23 protein-coding genes are annotated in these 20,360 nt (G+C 42.5%); 14 read left to right on the top strand and 9 right to left on the bottom strand.

Features of this window, described 5'->3' with window-relative positions; all coding sequences use genetic code 11:
* Positions 1-88 precede the first annotated feature (88 nt).
* The 6 genes from ACF3OH_RS12640 to ACF3OH_RS12615 are packed head-to-tail and all read left to right on the top strand — an operon-like array spanning position 89 to position 3,216.
* Positions 89-649, top strand: a complete 561-nt coding sequence (locus ACF3OH_RS12640; RefSeq protein ID WP_392454956.1) for a DNA-3-methyladenine glycosylase I — start codon at positions 89-91, stop codon at positions 647-649.
* Between the two features lie 10 nt (positions 650-659).
* Positions 660-1,331 carry a hypothetical protein gene (locus ACF3OH_RS12635; RefSeq protein WP_392454955.1) on the top strand — a complete coding sequence of 224 codons (672 nt, stop codon included), beginning with the start codon at positions 660-662 and terminating at the stop codon, positions 1,329-1,331.
* 43 nt (positions 1,332-1,374) lie between these two features.
* Positions 1,375-1,719, top strand: coding sequence for a DUF3221 domain-containing protein (locus ACF3OH_RS12630; protein ID WP_392454954.1), 345 nt, complete (start codon positions 1,375-1,377; stop codon positions 1,717-1,719).
* A 15-nt stretch (positions 1,720-1,734) separates the two neighbouring features.
* A complete protein-coding gene (locus ACF3OH_RS12625) occupies positions 1,735-2,538 on the top strand; it encodes an SAM-dependent methyltransferase (RefSeq protein ID WP_392454952.1) in 804 nt (267 codons plus the stop codon).
* A gap of 25 nt (positions 2,539-2,563) precedes the next feature.
* Positions 2,564-2,911, top strand: coding sequence for a DUF3221 domain-containing protein (locus ACF3OH_RS12620; protein ID WP_392454951.1), 348 nt, complete (start codon positions 2,564-2,566; stop codon positions 2,909-2,911).
* Positions 2,912-2,940: 29 nt separating this feature from the next.
* Positions 2,941-3,216: a hypothetical protein gene (locus ACF3OH_RS12615; RefSeq protein ID WP_392454950.1), complete on the top strand. Its 276-nt coding sequence runs from the start codon at positions 2,941-2,943 to the stop codon at positions 3,214-3,216.
* A 9-nt stretch (positions 3,217-3,225) separates the two neighbouring features.
* On the opposite strand, the gene ACF3OH_RS12610 is transcribed toward ACF3OH_RS12615, so the two are convergent.
* Positions 3,226-4,014 carry a DUF817 domain-containing protein gene (locus ACF3OH_RS12610; RefSeq protein ID WP_392454948.1) on the bottom strand — a complete coding sequence of 263 codons (789 nt, stop codon included), beginning with the start codon at positions 4,012-4,014 and terminating at the stop codon, positions 3,226-3,228.
* 262 nt (positions 4,015-4,276) lie between these two features.
* Here ACF3OH_RS12610 and ACF3OH_RS12605 point away from each other — a divergent pair, with 262 nt between their 5' ends.
* Together ACF3OH_RS12605 and ACF3OH_RS12600 are read left to right on the top strand one after the other, a co-directional pair.
* Positions 4,277-4,804, top strand: a complete 528-nt coding sequence (locus ACF3OH_RS12605; RefSeq protein WP_392454947.1) for a hypothetical protein — start codon at positions 4,277-4,279, stop codon at positions 4,802-4,804.
* Between the two features lie 30 nt (positions 4,805-4,834).
* Positions 4,835-6,049 (top strand): RtcB family protein, encoded by a 1,215-nt coding sequence (locus ACF3OH_RS12600; RefSeq protein WP_392454946.1) that lies wholly within the window; start codon positions 4,835-4,837, stop codon positions 6,047-6,049.
* 59 nt (positions 6,050-6,108) lie between these two features.
* Here the strand turns inward: ACF3OH_RS12600 and ACF3OH_RS12595 are convergent, their stop codons facing one another.
* On the bottom strand, positions 6,109-6,891 hold the full coding sequence (locus ACF3OH_RS12595; RefSeq protein ID WP_392454944.1) for an SMI1/KNR4 family protein: 783 nt from the start codon (positions 6,889-6,891) through the stop codon (positions 6,109-6,111).
* A 160-nt stretch (positions 6,892-7,051) separates the two neighbouring features.
* Between ACF3OH_RS12595 and ACF3OH_RS12590 the strand changes: the two genes are divergently transcribed.
* Positions 7,052-7,534 carry a DUF4306 domain-containing protein gene (locus tag ACF3OH_RS12590; protein WP_392454942.1) on the top strand — a complete coding sequence of 161 codons (483 nt, stop codon included), beginning with the start codon at positions 7,052-7,054 and terminating at the stop codon, positions 7,532-7,534.
* A 183-nt stretch (positions 7,535-7,717) separates the two neighbouring features.
* Here ACF3OH_RS12590 and ACF3OH_RS12585 read toward each other — a convergent pair whose 3' ends face one another.
* Positions 7,718-8,371, bottom strand: coding sequence for an alpha/beta hydrolase (locus tag ACF3OH_RS12585; RefSeq protein ID WP_392454940.1), 654 nt, complete (start codon positions 8,369-8,371; stop codon positions 7,718-7,720).
* 375 nt (positions 8,372-8,746) lie between these two features.
* On the opposite strand from ACF3OH_RS12585, the gene ACF3OH_RS12580 reads away from it, so the two are divergent.
* Complete coding sequence (locus ACF3OH_RS12580) at positions 8,747-9,040, top strand: hypothetical protein (RefSeq protein WP_392454938.1); 294 nt, start codon at positions 8,747-8,749, stop codon at positions 9,038-9,040.
* Between the two features lie 73 nt (positions 9,041-9,113).
* On the opposite strand, the gene ACF3OH_RS12575 is transcribed toward ACF3OH_RS12580, so the two are convergent.
* The 5 genes from ACF3OH_RS12575 to ACF3OH_RS12555 form a co-directional block, all read right to left on the bottom strand.
* On the bottom strand, positions 9,114-9,272 hold the full coding sequence (locus ACF3OH_RS12575) for a hypothetical protein (protein WP_392454937.1): 159 nt from the start codon (positions 9,270-9,272) through the stop codon (positions 9,114-9,116).
* A 38-nt stretch (positions 9,273-9,310) separates the two neighbouring features.
* Positions 9,311-9,736: a hypothetical protein gene (locus tag ACF3OH_RS12570; protein WP_392454936.1), complete on the bottom strand. Its 426-nt coding sequence runs from the start codon at positions 9,734-9,736 to the stop codon at positions 9,311-9,313.
* Between the two features lie 117 nt (positions 9,737-9,853).
* The gene (locus tag ACF3OH_RS12565) at positions 9,854-10,681 is read right to left on the bottom strand and encodes a MetQ/NlpA family ABC transporter substrate-binding protein (protein WP_392454935.1); all 828 of its coding nucleotides are present in this window, start codon (positions 10,679-10,681) and stop codon (positions 9,854-9,856) included.
* A 22-nt stretch (positions 10,682-10,703) separates the two neighbouring features.
* A complete protein-coding gene (locus ACF3OH_RS12560) occupies positions 10,704-11,366 on the bottom strand; it encodes a methionine ABC transporter permease (RefSeq protein ID WP_342527715.1) in 663 nt (220 codons plus the stop codon).
* On the bottom strand, positions 11,359-12,102 hold the full coding sequence (locus tag ACF3OH_RS12555; protein WP_392454934.1) for a methionine ABC transporter ATP-binding protein: 744 nt from the start codon (positions 12,100-12,102) through the stop codon (positions 11,359-11,361). Before ACF3OH_RS12555 ends, ACF3OH_RS12560 begins: the two co-directional genes overlap by 8 nt.
* Before the next feature lie 284 nt (positions 12,103-12,386).
* Between ACF3OH_RS12555 and ACF3OH_RS12550 the strand changes: the two genes are divergently transcribed.
* The 3 genes from ACF3OH_RS12550 (at position 12,387) to ACF3OH_RS12540 (ending at position 17,334) form a co-directional block, all read left to right on the top strand.
* Positions 12,387-14,006 carry an FAD-dependent monooxygenase gene (locus ACF3OH_RS12550; protein ID WP_392454933.1) on the top strand — a complete coding sequence of 540 codons (1,620 nt, stop codon included), beginning with the start codon at positions 12,387-12,389 and terminating at the stop codon, positions 14,004-14,006.
* A gap of 169 nt (positions 14,007-14,175) precedes the next feature.
* Positions 14,176-16,071: a SpoIIE family protein phosphatase gene (locus ACF3OH_RS12545; protein ID WP_392454932.1), complete on the top strand. Its 1,896-nt coding sequence runs from the start codon at positions 14,176-14,178 to the stop codon at positions 16,069-16,071.
* Between the two features lie 9 nt (positions 16,072-16,080).
* On the top strand, positions 16,081-17,334 hold the full coding sequence (locus ACF3OH_RS12540; RefSeq protein ID WP_392454930.1) for an ATP-binding protein: 1,254 nt from the start codon (positions 16,081-16,083) through the stop codon (positions 17,332-17,334).
* Between the two features lie 48 nt (positions 17,335-17,382).
* Here the strand turns inward: ACF3OH_RS12540 and katG are convergent, their stop codons facing one another.
* Positions 17,383-19,611 carry a catalase/peroxidase HPI gene (gene katG / locus ACF3OH_RS12535; RefSeq protein WP_392454929.1) on the bottom strand — a complete coding sequence of 743 codons (2,229 nt, stop codon included), beginning with the start codon at positions 19,609-19,611 and terminating at the stop codon, positions 17,383-17,385.
* 213 nt (positions 19,612-19,824) lie between these two features.
* On the opposite strand from katG, the gene ACF3OH_RS12530 reads away from it, so the two are divergent.
* The gene (locus tag ACF3OH_RS12530) at positions 19,825-20,316 is read left to right on the top strand and encodes a GNAT family N-acetyltransferase (RefSeq protein WP_392456780.1); all 492 of its coding nucleotides are present in this window, start codon (positions 19,825-19,827) and stop codon (positions 20,314-20,316) included.
* The last annotated feature ends 44 nt before the right edge of the window (positions 20,317-20,360 follow it).

The raw sequence follows: 20,360 nt of genomic DNA, 5'->3' as shown, positions 1-20,360 counted from the left end.
AATCGGTAGTTGTGACATACTGACGCCTCCCATTTTCTTTCATTTTACCATATACTGTAGAAAAAACATCAAACAAGGAGATGACTGTATGCCAGCATGTACATGGCCCGGGACGAGCGAATTAATGCAAGAGTATCACGACGGGGAGTGGGGTAAGCCCTCTAAAGGCGACGACCGCTACTTGTTTGAAATGTTGTCACTTGAAGGTGCTCAGGCAGGACTATCTTGGATCACAATCTTGAAAAAGCGTGAAGCGTATAAAGAAGCTTTCCATGATTTTGATATTGCGGCTTGTGCGAATCTCTCAGATGACGATTTGGAAAGTATTCGAACAGGTTATGAAATCGTACGCAACAAACTGAAAATCAAATCCGTTCGCACAAATGCACAAGCCGTCCAACGGATACAAGACGAGTTTGGCTCGTTCTCTGAGTTTCTCTGGAGTTATGTCGACCACACACCAATCATCCACACACCTGAGAAAGACTCGGATGTTCTGACAGATGACGCGCTTTCGAAGCGACTCAGCAAAGACCTAAAGAAACGTGGCTTTACATTTGTAGGACCCGTAATTATCTATACATATATGCAAGCTGTCGGGATGATTGATGATCATTTAGTTGGGTGTCCGGCGAAGATGGTGGAGTGAGGAGGATGAAATGAAAAAGAGATACTGGATAGTTTTATTGCTTCTGGCAGCCGCAGCTACTGCCGTGACAATTGGTATATATCTTGTGACGAAAGAGGAACCGGCAGATCCGATTGAATATGATACAGCAAATGTTGCAACTATCGTAGATGAGGTCCTACTAGAAATGCCAAACAACTCTCTAGGGGAAGGTATAGAGGTAAACGAAGAAGGTACAGGACTGGTAATTGACGAAGAACTAGTAGAGAACAGTGAGGCTAAGAACTTACTAAGTGTCGAGAAAGCGAAGTTTCGACTGAAACTGGAAAATAAGCTGTTTAGCCATGAACTAGAAGAATCAGAAATCGAGCAAATGGCAGAGGGATCTGTGAGCAATTTAATTGAAGCGCTAGAAAAAGCTTCTTCTCTATACGGTGTGGAAGTCTACCAAGATGAAGTAACAGAGTATATCAATGAGAATGTAGCTTCCGTAGAAATTGAAGATAAACAGATTTATGCAGATGCTTTAGGAATATCCGTCGATGCGTTAGATTATTATTTCGACCGAGACTTTTATGTGATGGATGTTTTATGGGAGAAGTTGATTCCAGGATTGATGGAACAGAATCCGCAAGGGGCAGATGAAACAACCAATGAGTACATGCAGCGGATCAAAGACGAGTTTTATGACGCTAGTGAGTAAGCATTAAATCCAGTACTAACAACTTTAGTTAGGAGTAGATAGTATGAAAAAGAAGTACGTCCTCTATCTTGTATCTCTATTAGTAATCTTACTCACAGCCTGTCAACAAACCACAAATGAATCACAATTCTATACGGAAGTGGGAAGAATCGTTGCTATTGAAGATAGCAGATTTCTCTTAGTGAAAGATGCGACTGAACAAGACATAGAGACTCTCGAACCAGTAGAAATAATTGAAAAATATGAGGATGGCATTTGGGCTACGTATGAAAAACTAGATGAACTGAAGGTGAACGCAGTAGTCAGAGCGTCTTATGATGTCATGCAGGACACACTTCCGGCGTACGGCAATGCGGTTCAGGTTGAAGTGCTCGAAGACTCCGAATAAGAAAGCAGGAAAACCATGAAAGAACGTGTAGAAGAATTTTGCAAACAGTATCAGCTATTTGAAGAGGATGCTGTTCAGAAGGTTCAATTAGAACACCGCTTCAATCTAGCACAAGCATTTGAATTAAAAGAAGGCATGCGCGTGTTAGAAATCGGTTGCGGCCAAGGCGATATGACGGTGGTGCTCGCGGATCAAGTAGGAGCAAGCGGACATGTCACAGCGATTGATGTAGCGAGCGGTGAGTACGGTGCTCCACTGACGCTGAGCCAGGCACACGAAAAGATTCAACGGACGAAACTTGGTGAGCGCATCAGTTTTCATCTCGAGACAGACTTTCTTACATTTCCAGTAGAAGAACACTACGACTGCGTAGTGTTTGCACATTCCAGTTGGGATTTTCACTCGCCGGAGATTTTGAGCAGCTACTTTAAAAAGATTCGAACGATTAGTTCTAAACTCTTGTTTGCGGAGTGGGATGTTCACTATACACAAACATCGCAACGTGGCCATTTCTGCGCGGTGACAGTACTTGCGTTGCATTCAGCACTCACAGAAAATGACGGCAATATCCAGCATGTGTTTAGTCGACAAGAAATTAGAAGCTTACTTGAAGCAGCAGGATTTTCGGTTCAAAAAGAAGACGTGATTTCTTCTTCCTATTTACAAGATGGTCAGTGGGAAATTGACTATGCATCGGAAGTTTATCGTGATTTTTCTAGGGATTCGACACAGTTCCATACACTAGCCACATCGCTCTATCACATGATGAACGAGTCGGAAAAAGATTCCCTAGATACGTTTATTCTAGTAGCGACGTAAGTAATACGTGGGGGAGAGGATTCTTATGAAAATGCAATGGTTGTATATACTTGTCGTCATCTTTTTCCTAGCTGGATGCCAACAGTCTACGCAAGGCAATGACGAAATGGACTATTTAACTTATGAAGGAACCATTGCTGCTGTTGAAGATGGAAGATTTCTAGTAGTAAATGGCGCATCTGAAGACGATATAGAGACCCTTGAGCCTCTTGAAATTGTTCTAAAACACAATAAAGGAGTCTGGTTTACATATGAAGCACTTGATGAACTTAGTACGGGTATGACAGTACGAGTGATGCATGAAGGTAGCGAAGACTCGCTTCCGGGTTATGGCGAAGCGGTTGAGGTTGAAGTCTTACAAGATGTAGATTAAAACGAATTCATTCAAGAAAAGAGGTTTCAATGATCATGATCATACTCGCATTCTTTGCATGGCTTACTTTCTTCGCTACGACGCACTACCTAGTTGCGGAGAGAAGATACCAAAGCACTGACATCCGTTATATAGTGTTTTGTCTTTTAGCCGCAATTAGCATGGCACTATTCCAGTTCATTGGATTTGGGTTTTCAATTGAAATTAGAGAAGATTTGATTTCAACAAGTGTTATTGCAACCGCATTGTTTGTATTCCTCGTGCTGTATCCAACAGTCAGAAACATAATGAAAAGTGAAGGATAAATAAATGCCTTAGCTCTTTATTCTATCCTTCACTACTTTTAAATTCGCAACAATCAAAAAACTGACAATCACTAGTAACAACCAAGAGCTGATTTTTCCTATGTGGACCAATTCCCACCCGTTCGATTGATTCGGATAATGCCAAGCGCCGAGCAAAGTTGCGATGTTTTCACCTATCCATATCAACAGACCAATCAAGAAAAAGTACGCGATAATCGGAATCTGGATGAGAGATTGCCGTATACGAAAGGAAAGCTTGGCTCTGAAAAAAACGACTGCCACGGCACCAAACAGTATCCAGCGGAAATCCCAGATATAATGATGCATGAAAAAGTTTAAATAAATCATGGCAGCAAGCGGAACTGCAATTTTCAATGAAGGCCACTGGATCAGCCTAACATCGAAAATCCGCCAAAACTGACAGAGATAACTTGCTACACTTGCATACATAAAGCCACTAAACAAAGGCACATTGAACACTTTGAAAATCCCTTCCTCTGGATAACTCCAAGAGCCCATGTTCACTTTGAAAATTTCCATCACGAGACCAATGAAATGGAAGACCGTGATCACTTTTAACTCATCCACACTTTCTAGGTTCGTCTTGACCATAAAGAACTGCATTGCGACGCAAAACAGTAGGAGCCAATCGTACCGAGCAAGAATAGGTAAATCGATAATTAAAGTGATTCCAAGAATGAAAAAGATAAACAGCGGGAAAATAGCTGCGCGCACTTGCTGGACGACAAAAAACAGCAATGAATTAGTAGTTTTCGTTTGCGTGAGTGAAATATCCATACGAAACACCTCTAATTATTTATTGAATATCGATAAATATATATCAAATATAAATAATTAAATATTTTAAGTCAATAAATATGTAAAGGGATTTTATTTGGATGATTAAGAGTTTCTAAGAATAGATAACACGTTTTAGATTGTGAATTTGAAGGCGGAATTTGCTTCATGGAAAGCAAACAGGAGGAAACCATTTCTTTCTTTATATGGTCACAATAGATGGAACTCGTAATTATTGCATCTCACAAAGGGGCTGAAGTGTATGAAGGGGAAATTGGCTTACAGTGTGTTACTTATTGGCTTGATAGTCTTTTCGACGACAATGATTATCTCGAATTTAAATTTGAAAGAAAGTGAAAGAAATCTAGAAGTAATCATGGGGAATTCACTTTATCATGTATGGGAACCTTTGAATGAGGTCAGTGAAAGTGAAGGCCAAGAATTTTCAATTGATGCTTTTCGACTTATGAATGAAAAATTTGAAAGCTCTTTGATTTATTCAGACATAGTGGACAAATCTGTCGGAAGTGAGGTGCTCACTCCTGTAATGTTGAAGCTTTCGCAAATAGGTAATGAGATTGAAAATAGATATATACAAAATGGTAGATTTACTAAAAGTGATCATGTACTTTATGAAAGCTATTTAGAACAAATTCATAACACATTAGGAGCACTTTATGATGTATACTACTTGTCAGGTTCTGAGGGGCAAGCCAACATAAAGGCATCAAATTTTAATAAGTTGATAGAAATCGATGAGAATTTAGAGCAAATTCAACTAAATTCTTAATTCCAGGTATTGAAAAGAGGAGAGGAAACAATGACAAAGCAACTTAAAGGAAAATACGGAGAAGCCAAAGTCTTCACCTCAAACATAGATGACATGACAATTGCGCAAATTGAAGGCTTCTTGAATGAACAAGTCACAAAAAACGCCAATGTTCGGATCATGCCTGACTGTCATGCAGGCAAGGGCGCGGTTATCGGTACGACGATGAAAGTGACAGACCGTGTCATTCCGAACCTTGTCGGCGTTGATATAGGGTGCGGCATGCTTTGTGTAGAAGTAAAAAGTGACGCCGTCGATTTCAGTAAGCTCGACCAAGCTATTCGATCAACTGTGCCATCCGGAATAGATCTTCGCACAAATGCCCATGATTTTACGCAACATATTGCTTTTGACCAGGTACAAGCAGGATTCAGTTTAAATAAAGCGATGCTGTCTATGGGAACACTTGGTGGTGGCAACCATTTTATCGAACTCAACCAAGCAGAAGACGGTCGGCTGTTTTTAGTGGTACATTCCGGAAGTCGTCATTTAGGTGTTAAAGTAGCGAACTATCATCAGAAAAAAGCGATTGAAAACTTGAGCACAGACAAAGATCGCTTAGACGAACTTATCGCTACCTTAAAAGCGCAGGGTAGACAATCTGAAATCCAACAAGCCATCAAAACATTCAAGAGTGAAGAACCGGCGGTACCGGAAGACTTGTCCTACCTTACAGGTACAAGTATGGAGGATTACTTCCATGATTTGAAGATTGCGCAAGAATTTGCGAAATGGAACCGGGCGGCGATGATTGATGAAATCATGAAGGCGATGGGCTTTACAGAAATCGGACGAATCGATACCGTGCACAACTATATTGATCTGGACCAAATGATTCTCCGAAAAGGCGCAATCTCTGCGCGCAAAGACGAGCTTGTGTTGATTCCAATCAATATGCGAGACGGCTCTTTACTTGCGAAAGGAAAAGGAAATGAGGATTGGAACCAATCAGGCCCGCATGGCGCAGGTCGCATCCTCTCTCGTACAAAAGCAAAACAACAGCTCCAGTTAGAGGATTTCAAGTCGACGATGAAAGACGTGTATACGACGAGTGTAAACGCAGATACGATTGATGAGTCCCCGTTTGCGTACAAGCCGATGCACGAAATCATCGAGAACACGCAAGACACCATCGAAGTACAAGATATTTTGAAACCGCTGTATAACTTTAAGGCCGCAGAGTTTGTAGGATGGAAGAAGAAATAAGTTAACGGATTGATCCTCAGCGAAAGGGTCAATCCGTTTGTTTTATTAATAACTCATACTCAATAGCTGCTAAAATACATGTCGGCATAATACTCAATTTCTTCATCTTTTCGAATGATGGCCACCATGGTCTTTACAGCCTCAGTAGAGAGCGTTCCAGCTTCATTGAAATGATAAGCTAAATTCGCAGCGACTTGTCTCAAATCAAGCGAAGGACTTTGGAGGAGTTGAATAAGCTTTTGTTCAAGGAACTGTTCGTTTCCTTTAGTGTGCTGATGAATATACTCTAACCCAAGCTGGACTTCATATTCGTTGGTAGAAGCAATGGCCTCCTCAATTTCCTCAAGAGTCCATTCTTTCATTTCATCATCAAAATCAGTATCTTCAATCTCTCGATCTTCTACGTAAAGCCCATCGAGGAAGGCATCAAAGTCAGGTGCTAACTCTATGACTTTTTCAGCATCCGGGTCCACATAGATGATTGGCGGATTTTCTTCTGTGTTTCGGTAGTCAAACGCAACCCAAGCATGGCCATCTCCTGAAAATAAAACAATATCGTTCGGCAATCCCCACTCTTTAATCAAATACTCGCTTTGCAGGATTCCTTGCCCTTGATCGATGCCGAGCAGATGGTCGACTTGAACGTGATCCTCTGCCCAAGAGGTCGGTGCAGTAGTAGGATACGCATTAAAGAGGATATAGCCTCCATTTTGTTGTTTGAGAAGTTGGATATATGTCTCGGGCAACTTTACCTTTAGCTTTTTTTCTGCCTGCTTTACCATTTTGTCGGTTAAAGCTGGCAACTCCTCAAATTCATTATTTTCTTGCCATATATTTTTCATAGTGGAAACTCCTCTGGAATGTAGTACGTCTACTATACCATAGCAGTATTCTAAAAATTTACATAATTGGTTCTAGGTGTTGTAAACTAAGAAGAGGAATTAGTGTTGGAGAAAGAATGAGCTTGTATAGAGTAACAAATGAAGAATGGAGGGGTTCATTGTGAGTACAAAACGTTTTATAATTCTGGCTACAAGCCTCACAGCTCTAGTAGTTTCCACTTTCATTGCCTGGTACGAAGGGGCACAAATCTATGACAATCCGTGGGAATGGGGCAATACGGCTCTTGTCTCAAACTATTTAAATGGCTATCCAATCACTACAGAAGGTCAAATTGTAATGCTCGATCACTTTATTTATGCAGCTAAGTTCCAGCCGTTATTCCCGCTACTAATGGTTGTGTCATTCTTGGCTTTCATTTTAGTGAGCGTGTATCCATTAGTAAAAAGAAATCGAAATGCGCAACTAGCAACAACAGTTGTTTTAGCATCCATTTCATTCATTGTATTCTTTTTGCTGGGCAATTCCCCGACACCTGGATTCAAATTATTTACTGCACTATTTGGTTTTATTGGATTGCTGTCGATGGGTATTTTAGTTAGTGTGGTAATCAAAGTGAAGTGGAACTCCTTAGTAAGTGAGTAAGTTTTAAGTCTAAACGAAAAGGATTTAGAAAGTACCTGTCCCAAAAACAATTCAGACATTCATGACTATTCACTGAGTATGCAATCTGAACCCGCATTCTTACGTCAGAAAGTGGATGAAAATAAATTGTGTTGAAGTTGTTTGGGTACCAGGTACCTTTTGGGATATATTTCCACTCTGTGATTATTCAATAGTATTAGATAAATCATCTTTTAACCAGGTCGTGAAGTCATGATAAACTGGCTCGGAGACAAAATGACCATCTGGATAAGAGTGGAACGAAACATCTGCACCTTGTCCAACCAAGAAATCACGTGCTTGTTCTCCCCATTGATAAGGTAATACAGGATCTTGTTGACCATGGGAAATAAAATAACGTGGAGCAGATGATTCAAAATTTTTGGATTCTTCTTGCATAAACGCTGGAATATAACCACTTAAAGCGATTACCCCGCGTATACGTTCTGGAATCCGCAAGCTAAGTGAAATAGAAGAGATAGCACCTTGACTGAACCCCATAAAATAAACGGATTTAGTATCGACCGGATAAGTAGTAGTAGCATAATTTAAAAAGCTCTCTAATGCTGTCATAGCTTGTTCGAATATAGGGCGATGTGGTTTTCCAAAACCTTCAATTGTAAAAAATGCAAAACCAGGTGGCTGAGCGATCGGGCCACGCAAACTAAAGATGAAAAACTGGTCTGCTAATTTATCTACAAGTGGCAATAAGTCCTGTTCATTGCTTCCCATGCCATGCAATACAAAAAGAGCTGGGTAACTCTTCTCGGGCTCAAGGTACGAAGGTTTACGTAATTCATAATGAAGTGGAGCGTTCATTCAATCTTCCTCCTATTAGTTACATAAATATAGTAACTTACAATTAGTAATTAAAAGTATACGATTGATTTTGTTTGAATACAAGCTAAATAAATGGAAATGAAAAACGTGAAGAAACATTCAAAAAATGTGTCTTCACGCTTCAGTAACTTCAAAAGTACCTGTCCCAAAAACAATTCAGACATTCATGACTATTCACAGGATATGCAATCTGAACCCGCATTCTTACGTTAGAAAGTGGGTGAATATAAATTGTGTTGGAATTGTTTGGGTACCAGGTACTTATTGGGGGTTGCTTCCATTTCATGTGTCTAGCAAGTAGCTTGAGAATAAATAGCAGTATAGAGAACGAAAAAATCGCTTGGAGATGACTCAATGGATCAAAATCAAGGATATACTACTTTCAAACCTACTGGTATAAAAATTAAGTATACATATGTTGATTTAGTTAAGAAGCAAGTTACAGCAATAATTTCGTTAAATGGTGAAGTTCAAATGACAGTAGTGACAGATTTGGCTATACATCAGGTCAATAAAGAAGGGTCTCTTCGAAAGGTACTTGATGTATTACCCGATGTTGATGAAGAGTCCTATATTGAACAGATTAGTGCTTGGTCCAAAATCTTTATTGAGAAGAAAATCACAGATCCTGAGCAGTATTTTGAATAGAGCACTAAAAGGCTTAGTGGACAGATAAAAAAAGCACCCAATCCATCAAGCTGGATCTGGGTGTTTAGTAGTTTTATTTTATACGATTAAACTCTTCCTCAGTAACCTGCAACTGCTTCTTCAAAATCTCTTTCCAAAGATGGCCTTTTACTTCGCCTGTTCCTCGAGAAACTTTCGTTCGTTTTACTGTACCGTCTGGCATAACTTTGCGGAAATAGATGTGATGAGTCACCTTATATTCTTCCCATCCATCTTTTCTACAAAACCGTTCTATTTCACGCCAGCTTGGCACGTGATCAATTGACGCACATTCTCAGGATGATCTTGAGCCACTACGTTCAAAATATAAGGAAAGTGAGCTTTTCGATTCGGTGAATGAAAATAAAGCTTAAAGTTTTCCATGTATTCTTGAGAGTACTCGATTAATTCATATGTCAACGCCTCTAAAACTTCCTTCTCAGAAGAGCCATTCTCGACGAGATCAAATTGATCCAGTGTAGCTGTGATAGTGCCATCATCCTCTTGTACCAAATGCGCATGGAACGTAAAATTTGAAAAAGCTGCTTTCAATTGTTCTGTGCTCATAGCGACCCATTCATCACGATTGCGCTTCACAAACTGTGGCCCTTCCCGAACAATATCATCATTGAATTGACTCCAGTTTCTTCTCACATCTGTAGCACTTAAAACACTCATGATCATCCCTCCTTACCTCCTATTTTATCATTCTATGTACATAATGTACACTTTGTACGTTTCTTAAACATAAAAAAGCACCCAATCCATCAAAACTGGATTGGGTGCTTTGCTGTCTTATTCGAAAGCGGGAATCGCCGTTTCGTCATAGTTTTCTTCTAAAAATTCACGAACGGCATCGCTTGTCATGACTTCCGCAAGCTTTTGGATTGCTTCGTCTTCTTTGTTGTCTTCACGTGCAACCAATGTGATAGCAAAATCGTTATCTGTACCTTCTGTTAGAAGCGCATCAGATTTCGGTGTCAAGCCCAGTGGTGCTGCATAAGCTGGCGTCATCACAACAGCATCTGCATCATCATAAGTGCGCGCAAGCATCAAGAGATCGACTTCCTCGAACACTAAATTCTTTGGGTTTTCAGTGATATCCGCTTGTGTATAGTAGTTATCTTGTTTCTCACCAAGCGTGATGACACCGTGCTGGGCAAGTAGTGACAATGAACGGTCGATATTTGAGATATCATTGGCAATTGTTACAGTTGCACCTTCTGGTAATTCTTCAATAGAAGCAAACTCTTTTGAATAGACACCGTAGTTTGCGAAATAGATCGGTGTGATCGGTACAAGGTTTGCATCATTCGAACGGTTGAACTCTTCCATGTACGGCACGTGTTGGAAGAAGTTAGCGTCCACTTCCTCAGCTGCAAGCGCTGCATTTGGTTGTACGTTGTCACCAAGGACAACAACCTCTAACTCAATGCCTTCTTCAGCAAGTGTTGGTTTCACAAGTTCTAAGATTTCTGTCATTGGCGGGATAAGAGAAGCTACTTTTAAAGTAGTAGTCTCGTTCGTTTCTGTAGCGTCTTCTGCTGGAGCTGCTTCATCATTGTTTCCGCAAGCTGCTAGGAACAGGACAAGGATTGCTACTAAAGCGAGTAATTTCTTCATGTGTGTTTCCTCCTAAGGTGATTTAGCGTTTATCAAGCCATCTCGCAAGCGTCATACCACTGAACTGGATGAGCTGGACGAGGATAACCATGATGATGATCATATACGTCATGAGGTCTGTCTTGAATTGTTGGTAGCCGTAGCGGATTGCAAAGTCTCCGATACCGCCACCACCGACGACGCCCATGATGGTCGAATACGAGATAAAACTGATGATGGATGTCGTGAGCCCCATCACAAGGCTAGACCGTGCTTCCACATACAGGAATTTCGTGATGATTTCCCGAACAGATGCGCCCATTGAAACCGCCGCTTCTAATACGCCGCGTGGAACATCGAGCAACGATTGCTCTACTAACCGCGAGTAATGTGCGATCGCAATGATAGCGAGGGGGACCGTTGCCGCCGTTGTACCAATAGCTGTCCCGATGATGAGTCGCGTGAACGGAATCAAAAAGACGACGAGTAATAAGAACGGGAAGGAACGCGTAATATTCACGAGCAAGTTCAGCGTCGAGAACACCGCTTGGTTTTCAAGCAACTGGCCTTTGCGACATAAAAATAAGAACGTCCCGACTGGAAGTCCAATCAAAACAGCGAAAAGAATCGAAACACCGACCATATAGAACGTCTCGCCAATTGACTGAATAATTTCTCCTTGGTACTGCACAAGAACATCAGGCATCACGAGTAACTCCTTTCAACTGCTCTACAAAATATGCAGACGAGCTTTTAGGCGTCTTAATACCATGTGGTTCATGTGTAAACGATTCATAAATATGCCCGTTCTCAAGTACTGTCAAAGCTGTACAAATACTTTTGATGACGTCCATCTCATGGCTGACAATCACAATCGTGATACCCAGGCGCTCGTTGATATCCTTTAAGACGGCCAACACTTCTGCTGTCGTCTGAGGGTCAAGTGAAGAGGTCGGTTCGTCACAAAGTAGGACAGATGGGTTTGTTGCAAGAGCTCGTGCAATCGCCACACGCTGCTTTTGTCCACCACTCAGTTCAGCAGGGTACTTGTCTGCCATCTCCTGAAGACCTACAAATTGCAGGCATTCCTGAACACGAGCGAGTTGATCCCGTTTTGGATAACGCGCAAGTTCGAGCGCGACACGAACATTGTCTCGGACCGTCTTATTCGCCACAAGATGAAAGTGTTGAAAAATCATCCCAATGGATTTCCGTGCTTCCCGAAGACCTTTGCTAGAAAGTGCAGTGAGATTCTGACCTCCCACGTTCACACGACCACTATCAGGCTTCTCCAAAAGATTCATCATCCGTAATAGTGTCGACTTCCCAGCACCACTCGCTCCGATGATCCCGTAAATGGCTCCTTTTGGAATCGTGAGCGTCACGTCGTCTATCGCTATAAATGCGCCGTAACGCTTTGTGATGTGTTGTACATCAATCATGTTACATGCTCCTATCAAATGTATGTATACTTCTACACAACGCCTCTAATTATAGACCACGCCTTATTCCGTGTAAAATAGTAGGATTATTGTCAGAGTAGTGCGATAAATATGCAGAAAATACCTCTGTGACGGTAAGTTCGTCAAAGACTCGTCACAACTTCTCAGACGCCAATGCGTTAGTCCTTTCTCAGAATGGGTACACTATAGGAAACACGTAAGTCGCATTTGCAGCGGTATTGCGACTATACTAGAAGTGACTGGACGAGAGAGGAGCGGCGCACATGACAGATGTGATCAAAACAGACGTACTGATTATCGGAGCAGGGCCAGCAGGGCTGATGGCAGCGAATGAGTTCCAGAAACGAAACGTGGACTTTATCTGCTTAGAAAAACGCTCCGGTCCGACCCAATTATCCAAAGCACTCGGCATCCAAGCACGGTCTGTCGAGCTATTAGAATTTTTAGGGATCCACGAACTCTTTTTACGAAGAGGCTACCCGGGACCAGGAATGAAAATGCACTTGGCAGGGAGAGATCCCTCTTACGTCGAGCTAAACCATATTAAGAGTCGCTATCCGTATCTTTTTATTTTGCCGCAAAATGAAATTGAAGAACTGTTTGTGGCGAATCTTGCGGCGCAAGATGCAGAAATTTATATGGAGCATGAAGTCGTCGACATCAAACAGAACGATGACGGTGTCTTTGTGACCGCCATTCACCATGGTGTTGAAAAACGTTATTTTGCGAAATATGCGTTAGCTTGTGATGGCGTCCGAAGCCAAGTACGTCACTACTTGGATTTTCCCTTTATTGGAGCGGATGAAGGATACACATTCTTCACTTCTGACGTCGAGATTCCAGGGCTGAATGAAATTTTCATCAATATGCATTTGAATGATCGAGGTGCTGTGGCCTTATTCCCATACAAAGACGGTACGTATCGCGTTGTAGGGATGGACCGGGCTCGCCAAGGGAAGAATGCGCCAAAAGAAATGCCACTCGAAGCCTTGCAAGAAAGTCTCGATCGCATTCTCGATGTTCCCTATCGTGTCGAAGTCCCACAGTGGATCCGTACATTTGAGACAGCTCACCGTCAAGTACCCGATTACCGTGTTGGCAACGTGTTTTTCCTAGGCGATGCTGCGCATGTCAACAATCCACTTGGTGGTCAAGGGATGAATCTAGGGCTTGAAGACGCTTCAAATATTTGTTGGAAGATGGATCTCGTATTGAAGGGGTATGCAAAAGATTCCTTCTTAGCGAGTTACAATGAAGAACGTTATCCGATTGCAAAAGAAGTTATTCGGGATACAACACTTGAATTGAAAGCCATTGAACAGACTGGGGTCATCGGAAAGCTTCGGAACTGGGCAGGAAAAGCCGTACTCAGTCAAAATTGGGTACAGCCACTCGTGGCAAACTACTACTCGCATATTCATCATGAATACCATAAAGTGAAGCGTAACAAAGAGTTTAGAGATAAACGATTGTCACGCAAGGCCATACAAGCTGGACAGCGTGTGCCTGACCAAAAATTGTTCTTTGAAGGCAAATCAACGGCGCGATTGTATCCGTTCGTACAAAAACATGAATTTGTTTGCCTGATTTACATTGACTGCTATGAACGCGAGCTGATTGACTATGCGCAAACCTTCAAGAAACTGGTAGAGTCTGTGTATCCAGGAATGATGAAAGTGTTTGTCGTCGCGCGTGGCGGTACACTCCATTTAGAAGAAGAGGCTTTACCAATCATTTATGATGTCCACCGCCATCTGGATCTTGGTATTGGTATGGAAAAAGGAAGTACACTCATCTTACGCCCAGATGGACATGTCTTGTTCCATGACCTTTCAATGGATGCACAAGTGATGATTGATAAATTAGGTGCTTATTTTCAATAGTGAGACAACCCCAGGGGTTGTCTCACTTTTTAAGTTATCTTTGGTTTTGAGATAACCCAGGGATTGTCTCAAAACAAATTTTGTCAGTTCTTGTTGTACAATCTTTGTCAAATCTGTGATAATACATAGTATAAAGTTTTTTACGAAGGAGGAATGACCTATCCAACCATTGATCCATCACGCACGAGGGGCATTCCTTTTTGGTCTTTTGCTTGTAGCTGTAGTTATAGGTAAAACACTACTGGGCTTTCCAGATTCGAATACAGAGGCACCCATATATTTGGTTGTCTATATCATTTTGACAGTCACAAGCTCCTTTATAGCTTTAATGATAGCTGTACAGGCATGGTTGTATACGCGTATTGGTGATTCCTACAACAATATAATTTTAGCTGGAATTTTCTTGGCAATCGGCCTCTTCGATCTGTTTCATCTACTGACGTTCCCTGGAATGCCAGCATCCTTTTTTACAACTCCTGAGATGTCCAGAGATTTTTGGTTTATTGCTCGAGTCACCGAGCTAGGTATGCTGTTGCTCTTGATTCTGCAACGACGACAACCGATTCAACTGCAAAACTTTAAAGGAGCAAGTATTCTTGTCACGATTTTCTATATTGTGTCAGTTGTTAGTCTCATTTTCGTACTTCAAGCTGTCTTGCCTGAACAGGTGGAGACACGTTACTACATCCGCATTGGACTGTTTCTTTTAGCTGTCGGTCATATTGGTGTAGTACTATGGTTGAAGTTTGGACGAAAAGAACTCAAATTGACGACATTTGAGAATTCGTTCATCTTACCGATTGCCATCTACTATATGTTTTTCTATCTTGTACTCTTATCGGGAGCGCCCGGTCACATTACCTATATCGGGGCACATCTTATGAAAATGGGAGCGCTTGTCTATCTATTTATCTTGCTGTATATCCAGTTTGGTGAAAAACCGTACCGCGAGATTGAACAATTATCTGAGACTTACGAGCGCTTCTTGAATACCGTTGGTGAAGGGATTTTCGGAGTCGACTTGCAAGGGAGACTGACATTCATCAATGACGCAGCTTCGAAAATGCTTGGATTCCGAAGAGATGAATTGGTTGGTCGATTGATTCATCCTATTATCCATCACACCAAAAAGAATGGTAGACCTCATTATATGGAAGACAGTCCTATCTATCTCTCTCTAGAAACTGCCGAATACTCCTTTGTAGCGGAAGATCAGTTTTGGCGCAAAGATGGTAAATCGTTTCCCATTGAATACTTTGTTCAACCTGTCGTCGAACGCGGCGCAACGCAAGGGGTGCTCGTCACATTCAAAGACATTACAGAACCTCTGAAACTCCGAGCGCTTGAACGCGAACACCAAGCCGTTCAAGTTGAGATTGGTCTTGCCGCAAAAGTGCAACAAGATTTATTCGACGCCATGGAGCGCACTGCATTGCCACTCGACATGGGTGTTGTAAGTAAAGCATTTAAGGAATTGAACGGGGATTTTTACACAGTCATTCCGCACGGTGAAGAAATAGTGTTTGGGGTTGCAGATGTCTCAGGAAAAGGGATTCCAGCTGCCATTCAGATGACGATGATGCAATTTGCGATGGAACTACGTGAGTCACCAGCAGCTGTGTTGTCTAAAATTAATTCATTTTCGCATACGTACATGGAAGCAAGTCGGTTTATTACCATGTTCAAAGGTTCCTACAATCAACAGACCCGTGTTTTATGTTATGGATCTGCGGGTCACGAACCTGGGATTCTCTACAACTATAAAACAAAGACTTATCGAGAATTAATGCCTACCGGTCCACTACTCGGTATTTTAGAAGATGCTACCTTTCAAGAAAAGCGTTTGGAACTTGAAGAAGGCGATATCCTCGTGTTATTCACAGATGGACTAACGGAACGAAAGAAAAACAAATCAGATGATGGGGAACACTTGCGGCGAGCACTTGAAGAAGCAGACTTTTCACAGTCGGCAGCGGAACTTGCGAAAGCTATATTCAGTCGAGTCAATACACTCGAACCACTGCCCGTGGAAGATGACCAAACCCTCTTCATCTTGAAAGTATAGGAGGGTGTCATGGAAGTCCTTTTTGCAGATGTCTTATTAAACTTTTTATTGATTCTTACACCCCTGTACTTTTTCCAGTTCATTATCTCGAACTATAATTCCATTGGTGCGCGTGTATTTTTAGGTGTCCTTCTTGGACTCGCCGCTATTCTCTGTATGCAATTTCCGATGGTTTCAGGAGACGGGTTCTTATGGGACCTGAGGTGGGTGGCGCTCCTGATTTCGATTGTATACGGAGGAATTTTAAGTGGAGGCATCACAGCTACGCTGATCATTCTCTTCCGCTTCTCACTCGGAGGATTTCAAGGTGCATTGATTGTCGTAGGGGTAGCCGCAGCGTTAATCCTTGTATTTTTATTCGTACGTCGTGGATTTTTACGGCTCTCTTTCCAGCTCCGTATTTTGGCGAGTGGAGGACTAGGCATCATTGCTTGGGGGATGGCGATCGGTGGCATCGTCACACACTTTACACTGAACGGACAAGTTGCCGAGCTGCGAGAAATTGCGTTTCCGGTGTTTAGCAGCATGTTCATCCTTTATATTGTCTCGAGTGTATCGTTTATTTATTTCTCCGAAAATATGCGTCATTATACTACACTAAAAAATGAGGCGCTGACGACAGAGAAAGTGAACTACATTACTGAGGTGGGCGAGTTGCTTGGTAATCAATTAACGGGTCACATTGAGCAGGCGGAAAAACACTTGAGAGAGCTAAAAGGAAAATTCAGTTTCGCAGACAATGCGAAATTAGAAGCAATTGAAGTGGAGCTAGAACAATTGAATCAAGCACTGAATCACTACACCTCGGGACAAGATGCTTTGATGGGGACGGATAAAAAATCACTAAGCATACTTACTGAGGAAGTGGTAGACAGTCTGAGACCTTACGCGGAACAAAAAGGTGTGCGGATGACAGTGGATATCGATCTATTAGAAGAAGTAGAGGTTCAATATGTACAAGTGAAACAAGTACTGATCAATCTCGTCAAAAACGCACTAGATGCCACTCCTAAAGGAGGACAAGTGACGCTCTCAGCGATGATCAAGCGTAACTGGCTGTACATCTATGTGGATGACAGTGGAATTGGGATTGCTCAAGATCAGCTTGTCGGACTGATGGATCTTACTTATGGATCGGGCAGTTCAATTGCAGGGCAGGGGCTTCGTGTGACGCAACAACTTGTCCGAGAGCTAGAAGGGACGTTCTCCATAACTAGTGAAGTTCAAAAAGGAACGACCATTACATTAAAATTTCCATTATAAAAAGCACGTGACCTCCGAAATGGAAGTCACGTGCTTCTTTTCATTCATTTAGTTTTTTAAGTCGAAACGGTCAGCATCCATCACTTTTACCCAAGCTTTTGCAAAGTCGTTAACAAATTTCTGTTTGTTGTCGTCTTGTGCATACACTTCTGCAAGTGCGCGAAGGATTGAGTTTGAACCGAATACGAGGTCGAAGCGCGTAGCTGTGTGTTTTACTTCGCCAGACTTACGGTCACGTCCTTCGTATTGGTTGAAGCCTGCTGGTTTCCATTCGATGTTCATATCTAGTAAGTTTACGAAGAAGTCGTTCGTCAACTTGCCAGTTTGTTCACCGAATACGCCGTGTTTCGTATCTCCATGGTTTGCACCAAGAGCACGTAGTCCACCTACAAGAACTGTCATTTCAGGAGCTGTTAGACCAAGTAGATGCGCTTTGTCGACTAGCATTTCTTCAGGGCTTGTTGGGTACTCTGCTTTCTGATAGTTACGGAAACCATCAGAGATTGGCTCGAGTACTTCGAAGCTTTCTGCGTCTGTTTGTTCTTCCGTTGCATCACCGCGGCCTGGTGAGAATGGAACGACAATATCAAAGCCAGCATCACGTGCTGCTTTTTCAACTGCTGCTGTTCCACCAAGAACGATTAGGTCAGCCAAGCTCACATGTTTTTCAAGTCCAGCTTGTAGGTCTTCGTAGATCTTCAAAGCCTTCTCAAGAAGTTGTGGCTCGTTTGCTTCCCAGCTGCGTTGTGGAGCAAAACGGATACGCGCACCGTTCGCGCCTCCGCGCATATCTGTGTGGCGGAATGTGCTTGCAGAAGCCCAAGCTACTTTTACAAGTTCGCTTACTGTTAGGTCTGTAGCCAAGATTTTTTCTTTTAAATCCGCAATTTCTTCGTTAGACAATGTATAGTCTACTGTTGGAACTGGATCTTGCCAAATCAATTCCTCTTCTGGTACTTCAGGTCCCCAGTAACGATCTTTAGGTCCCATGTCGCGGTGAAGAAGTTTGAACCAAGCGCGTGCAAATGCATCTTCGAATGCTGCATGGTCTTCGTAGAAGCGGCGAGAGATTTTCTCGTAATCTGGATCGATTTTTAGAGCCATATCAGCAGTTGACATCATCGTCGGTACTTTTTTGCTAGAATCTTCTGCATCTGGAGCTTTGTCTTCGTCTTTTAAGTCTTTCGCAATCCACTGGTAGGCACCAGCTGGGCTCTTTGTTAATTCCCAATCGTATTCAAAGAGTTGTACCCAGAACCCGTTGTCCCATTGTGTAGGGTTTGCTGTCCAAGCGCCTTCAAGACCTGAAGAAATCGTGTCGCGTCCCTTACCAGACTTATGGCTACTCAACCAACCTAAACCTAGGTTTTCGATATCTGCTGCTTCAGGGTCATCTCCAACTTGAGATGGATCACCAGCACCGTGCGTTTTACCGAATGTGTGACCACCTGCAATAAGTGCAACTGTTTCTTCATCGTTCATTCCCATACGCGCGAATGTATCACGGATGTCTTTAGCAGATGCGAGTGGATCTGGTTTTCCGTTTGGTCCTTCTGGGTTTACGTAGATCAGACCCATTTGAACCGCAGCTAGTGGATTTTCAAGTTCACGGTCACCGGAGTAACGGTTGTCTGCCAACCACTCTTTTTCGTTCCCCCAGTACACATCTTCTTCTGGATGCCAAATATCTTCGCGTCCTGCTGCGAAACCGAATGTTTTGAAGCCCATAGACTCAAGTGCCACGTTTCCAGTAAGTACTAGAAGGTCAGCCCAAGAGATCTTGTTTCCGTACTTTTGTTTGATAGGCCAAAGTAGACGACGTGCTTTGTCTAAGTTGACGTTATCTGGCCAGCTGTTTAGTGGAGCGAAACGTTGGTTTCCTGTGTTTCCACCGCCACGGCCGTCGAAAGTGCGGTATGTACCCGCTGCGTGCCATGACATACGAATGAATAGACCGCCGTAATGACCATAATCTGCTGGCCACCAGTCTTGGCTATCTGTCATGAGTTTGCGAAGATCCTCTTTTAACGCATCATAATCGAGCTTAGAGAACTCCTCTTTATAATCGAAGTCAGTCCCGAACGGATTTGCTTTCGTATCGTGCTGGCGCAAAATGTTCAGGTTGAGCATATTTGGCCACCAGTCTTTGTTGTTTGTGCCACCAGGTTTCTTAGATGTCGTGATTGCGCTGTCTTTATGGCCTGCACCCATACCTGTAACCGGGCATTGTCCGTCACCAGCAGCTGTGTGTCCTGGGTTTTGATTGTTGTTTTCCATTCTCAATTCTCCTCCTTTAATTCAGATCGTGAAAAATGGTTTGCATTCGAATGACCCTAAGAGAATCATTCTCACTTTATAATTATACTAAATAAGACTTCAGAAATGAAGCGAGAAGGTCGGAAATCGAGATTTATTTTTCTTCTCAACTAGTTTTCTCGAAATGGTATAATTAAACAACAAAGGCACCGATGAGCAGGAAGGCAGATGGCGATGACACTTACAATCCGGCATATGAGAGAAGACGATGTGGAAAGTGTTCAAGATGTGGCGAGAACCTCTTGGAACAGCACATATGAAGAAATTATTCCCCTTGACGTTCAGGCAAACTTTTTGAAGATGGCGTATAACTCTGAGCAATTACAGCGTCGCCTAGAGCATTCGTTATTTTTAGTGGCGGAAGAAGGGGAGCGCATTGTCGGTTTTGCAAACTATTCGACCGTGAAAGAAGACGGGTCCGCCGAACTCGCAGCGATCTATCTACACCCTCAGTATCAAGGGAAAGGAATAGGCTCGGCTCTACTAAAACGTGGAATCGAAGAACTTTCGGGCGTGCGGTCCGTATGGATCAATGTAGAGAAAGAGAATTGGTCTGGACTTTCATTCTATGCAGCTAAAGGTTTTGAGGTAGTCCACGAATTTGAAGAGGATTTTGATGGTCATGTATTGAAGACTGTACGTATGGAATTGATCGTCGCTAAATAAGGAGCATAAAAAGGCCCGAACCACAACTGGTTCGGGTCTTTGTA

The organism is Chryseomicrobium aureum (genome assembly GCF_043182735.1).
Taxonomy (GTDB): domain Bacteria; phylum Bacillota; class Bacilli; order Bacillales_A; family Planococcaceae; genus Chryseomicrobium; species Chryseomicrobium aureum.
Note: the sequence above shows the minus strand (reverse complement) of the source record. Positions and strands in the feature narration are given on the sequence as shown.

Excerpts from the sequence above, each read along its gene's own strand:
- ACF3OH_RS12640 (WP_392454956.1), top strand. The coding sequence starts at position 89 with ATGCCAGCATGTACATGGCCCGGGACGAGCGAATTAATGCAAGAGTAT.
- ACF3OH_RS12635 (WP_392454955.1), top strand. The coding sequence starts at position 660 with ATGAAAAAGAGATACTGGATAGTTTTATTGCTTCTGGCAGCCGCAGCT.
- ACF3OH_RS12630 (WP_392454954.1), top strand. The coding sequence starts at position 1,375 with ATGAAAAAGAAGTACGTCCTCTATCTTGTATCTCTATTAGTAATCTTA.
- ACF3OH_RS12625 (WP_392454952.1), top strand. The coding sequence starts at position 1,735 with ATGAAAGAACGTGTAGAAGAATTTTGCAAACAGTATCAGCTATTTGAA.
- ACF3OH_RS12620 (WP_392454951.1), top strand. The coding sequence starts at position 2,564 with ATGAAAATGCAATGGTTGTATATACTTGTCGTCATCTTTTTCCTAGCT.
- ACF3OH_RS12615 (WP_392454950.1), top strand. The coding sequence starts at position 2,941 with ATGATCATGATCATACTCGCATTCTTTGCATGGCTTACTTTCTTCGCT.
- ACF3OH_RS12610 (WP_392454948.1), bottom strand. The coding sequence starts at position 4,014 with ATGGATATTTCACTCACGCAAACGAAAACTACTAATTCATTGCTGTTT.
- ACF3OH_RS12605 (WP_392454947.1), top strand. The coding sequence starts at position 4,277 with ATGAAGGGGAAATTGGCTTACAGTGTGTTACTTATTGGCTTGATAGTC.
- ACF3OH_RS12600 (WP_392454946.1), top strand. The coding sequence starts at position 4,835 with ATGACAAAGCAACTTAAAGGAAAATACGGAGAAGCCAAAGTCTTCACC.
- ACF3OH_RS12595 (WP_392454944.1), bottom strand. The coding sequence starts at position 6,891 with ATGAAAAATATATGGCAAGAAAATAATGAATTTGAGGAGTTGCCAGCT.
- ACF3OH_RS12585 (WP_392454940.1), bottom strand. The coding sequence starts at position 8,371 with ATGAACGCTCCACTTCATTATGAATTACGTAAACCTTCGTACCTTGAG.
- ACF3OH_RS12580 (WP_392454938.1), top strand. The coding sequence starts at position 8,747 with ATGGATCAAAATCAAGGATATACTACTTTCAAACCTACTGGTATAAAA.
- ACF3OH_RS12570 (WP_392454936.1), bottom strand. The coding sequence starts at position 9,736 with ATGAGTGTTTTAAGTGCTACAGATGTGAGAAGAAACTGGAGTCAATTC.
- ACF3OH_RS12565 (WP_392454935.1), bottom strand. The coding sequence starts at position 10,681 with ATGAAGAAATTACTCGCTTTAGTAGCAATCCTTGTCCTGTTCCTAGCA.
- ACF3OH_RS12560 (WP_342527715.1), bottom strand. The coding sequence starts at position 11,366 with ATGCCTGATGTTCTTGTGCAGTACCAAGGAGAAATTATTCAGTCAATT.
- ACF3OH_RS12555 (WP_392454934.1), bottom strand. The coding sequence starts at position 12,102 with ATGATTGATGTACAACACATCACAAAGCGTTACGGCGCATTTATAGCG.
- ACF3OH_RS12550 (WP_392454933.1), top strand. The coding sequence starts at position 12,387 with ATGACAGATGTGATCAAAACAGACGTACTGATTATCGGAGCAGGGCCA.
- ACF3OH_RS12540 (WP_392454930.1), top strand. The coding sequence starts at position 16,081 with ATGGAAGTCCTTTTTGCAGATGTCTTATTAAACTTTTTATTGATTCTT.
- katG (WP_392454929.1), bottom strand. The coding sequence starts at position 19,611 with ATGGAAAACAACAATCAAAACCCAGGACACACAGCTGCTGGTGACGGA.
- ACF3OH_RS12530 (WP_392456780.1), top strand. The coding sequence starts at position 19,825 with ATGACACTTACAATCCGGCATATGAGAGAAGACGATGTGGAAAGTGTT.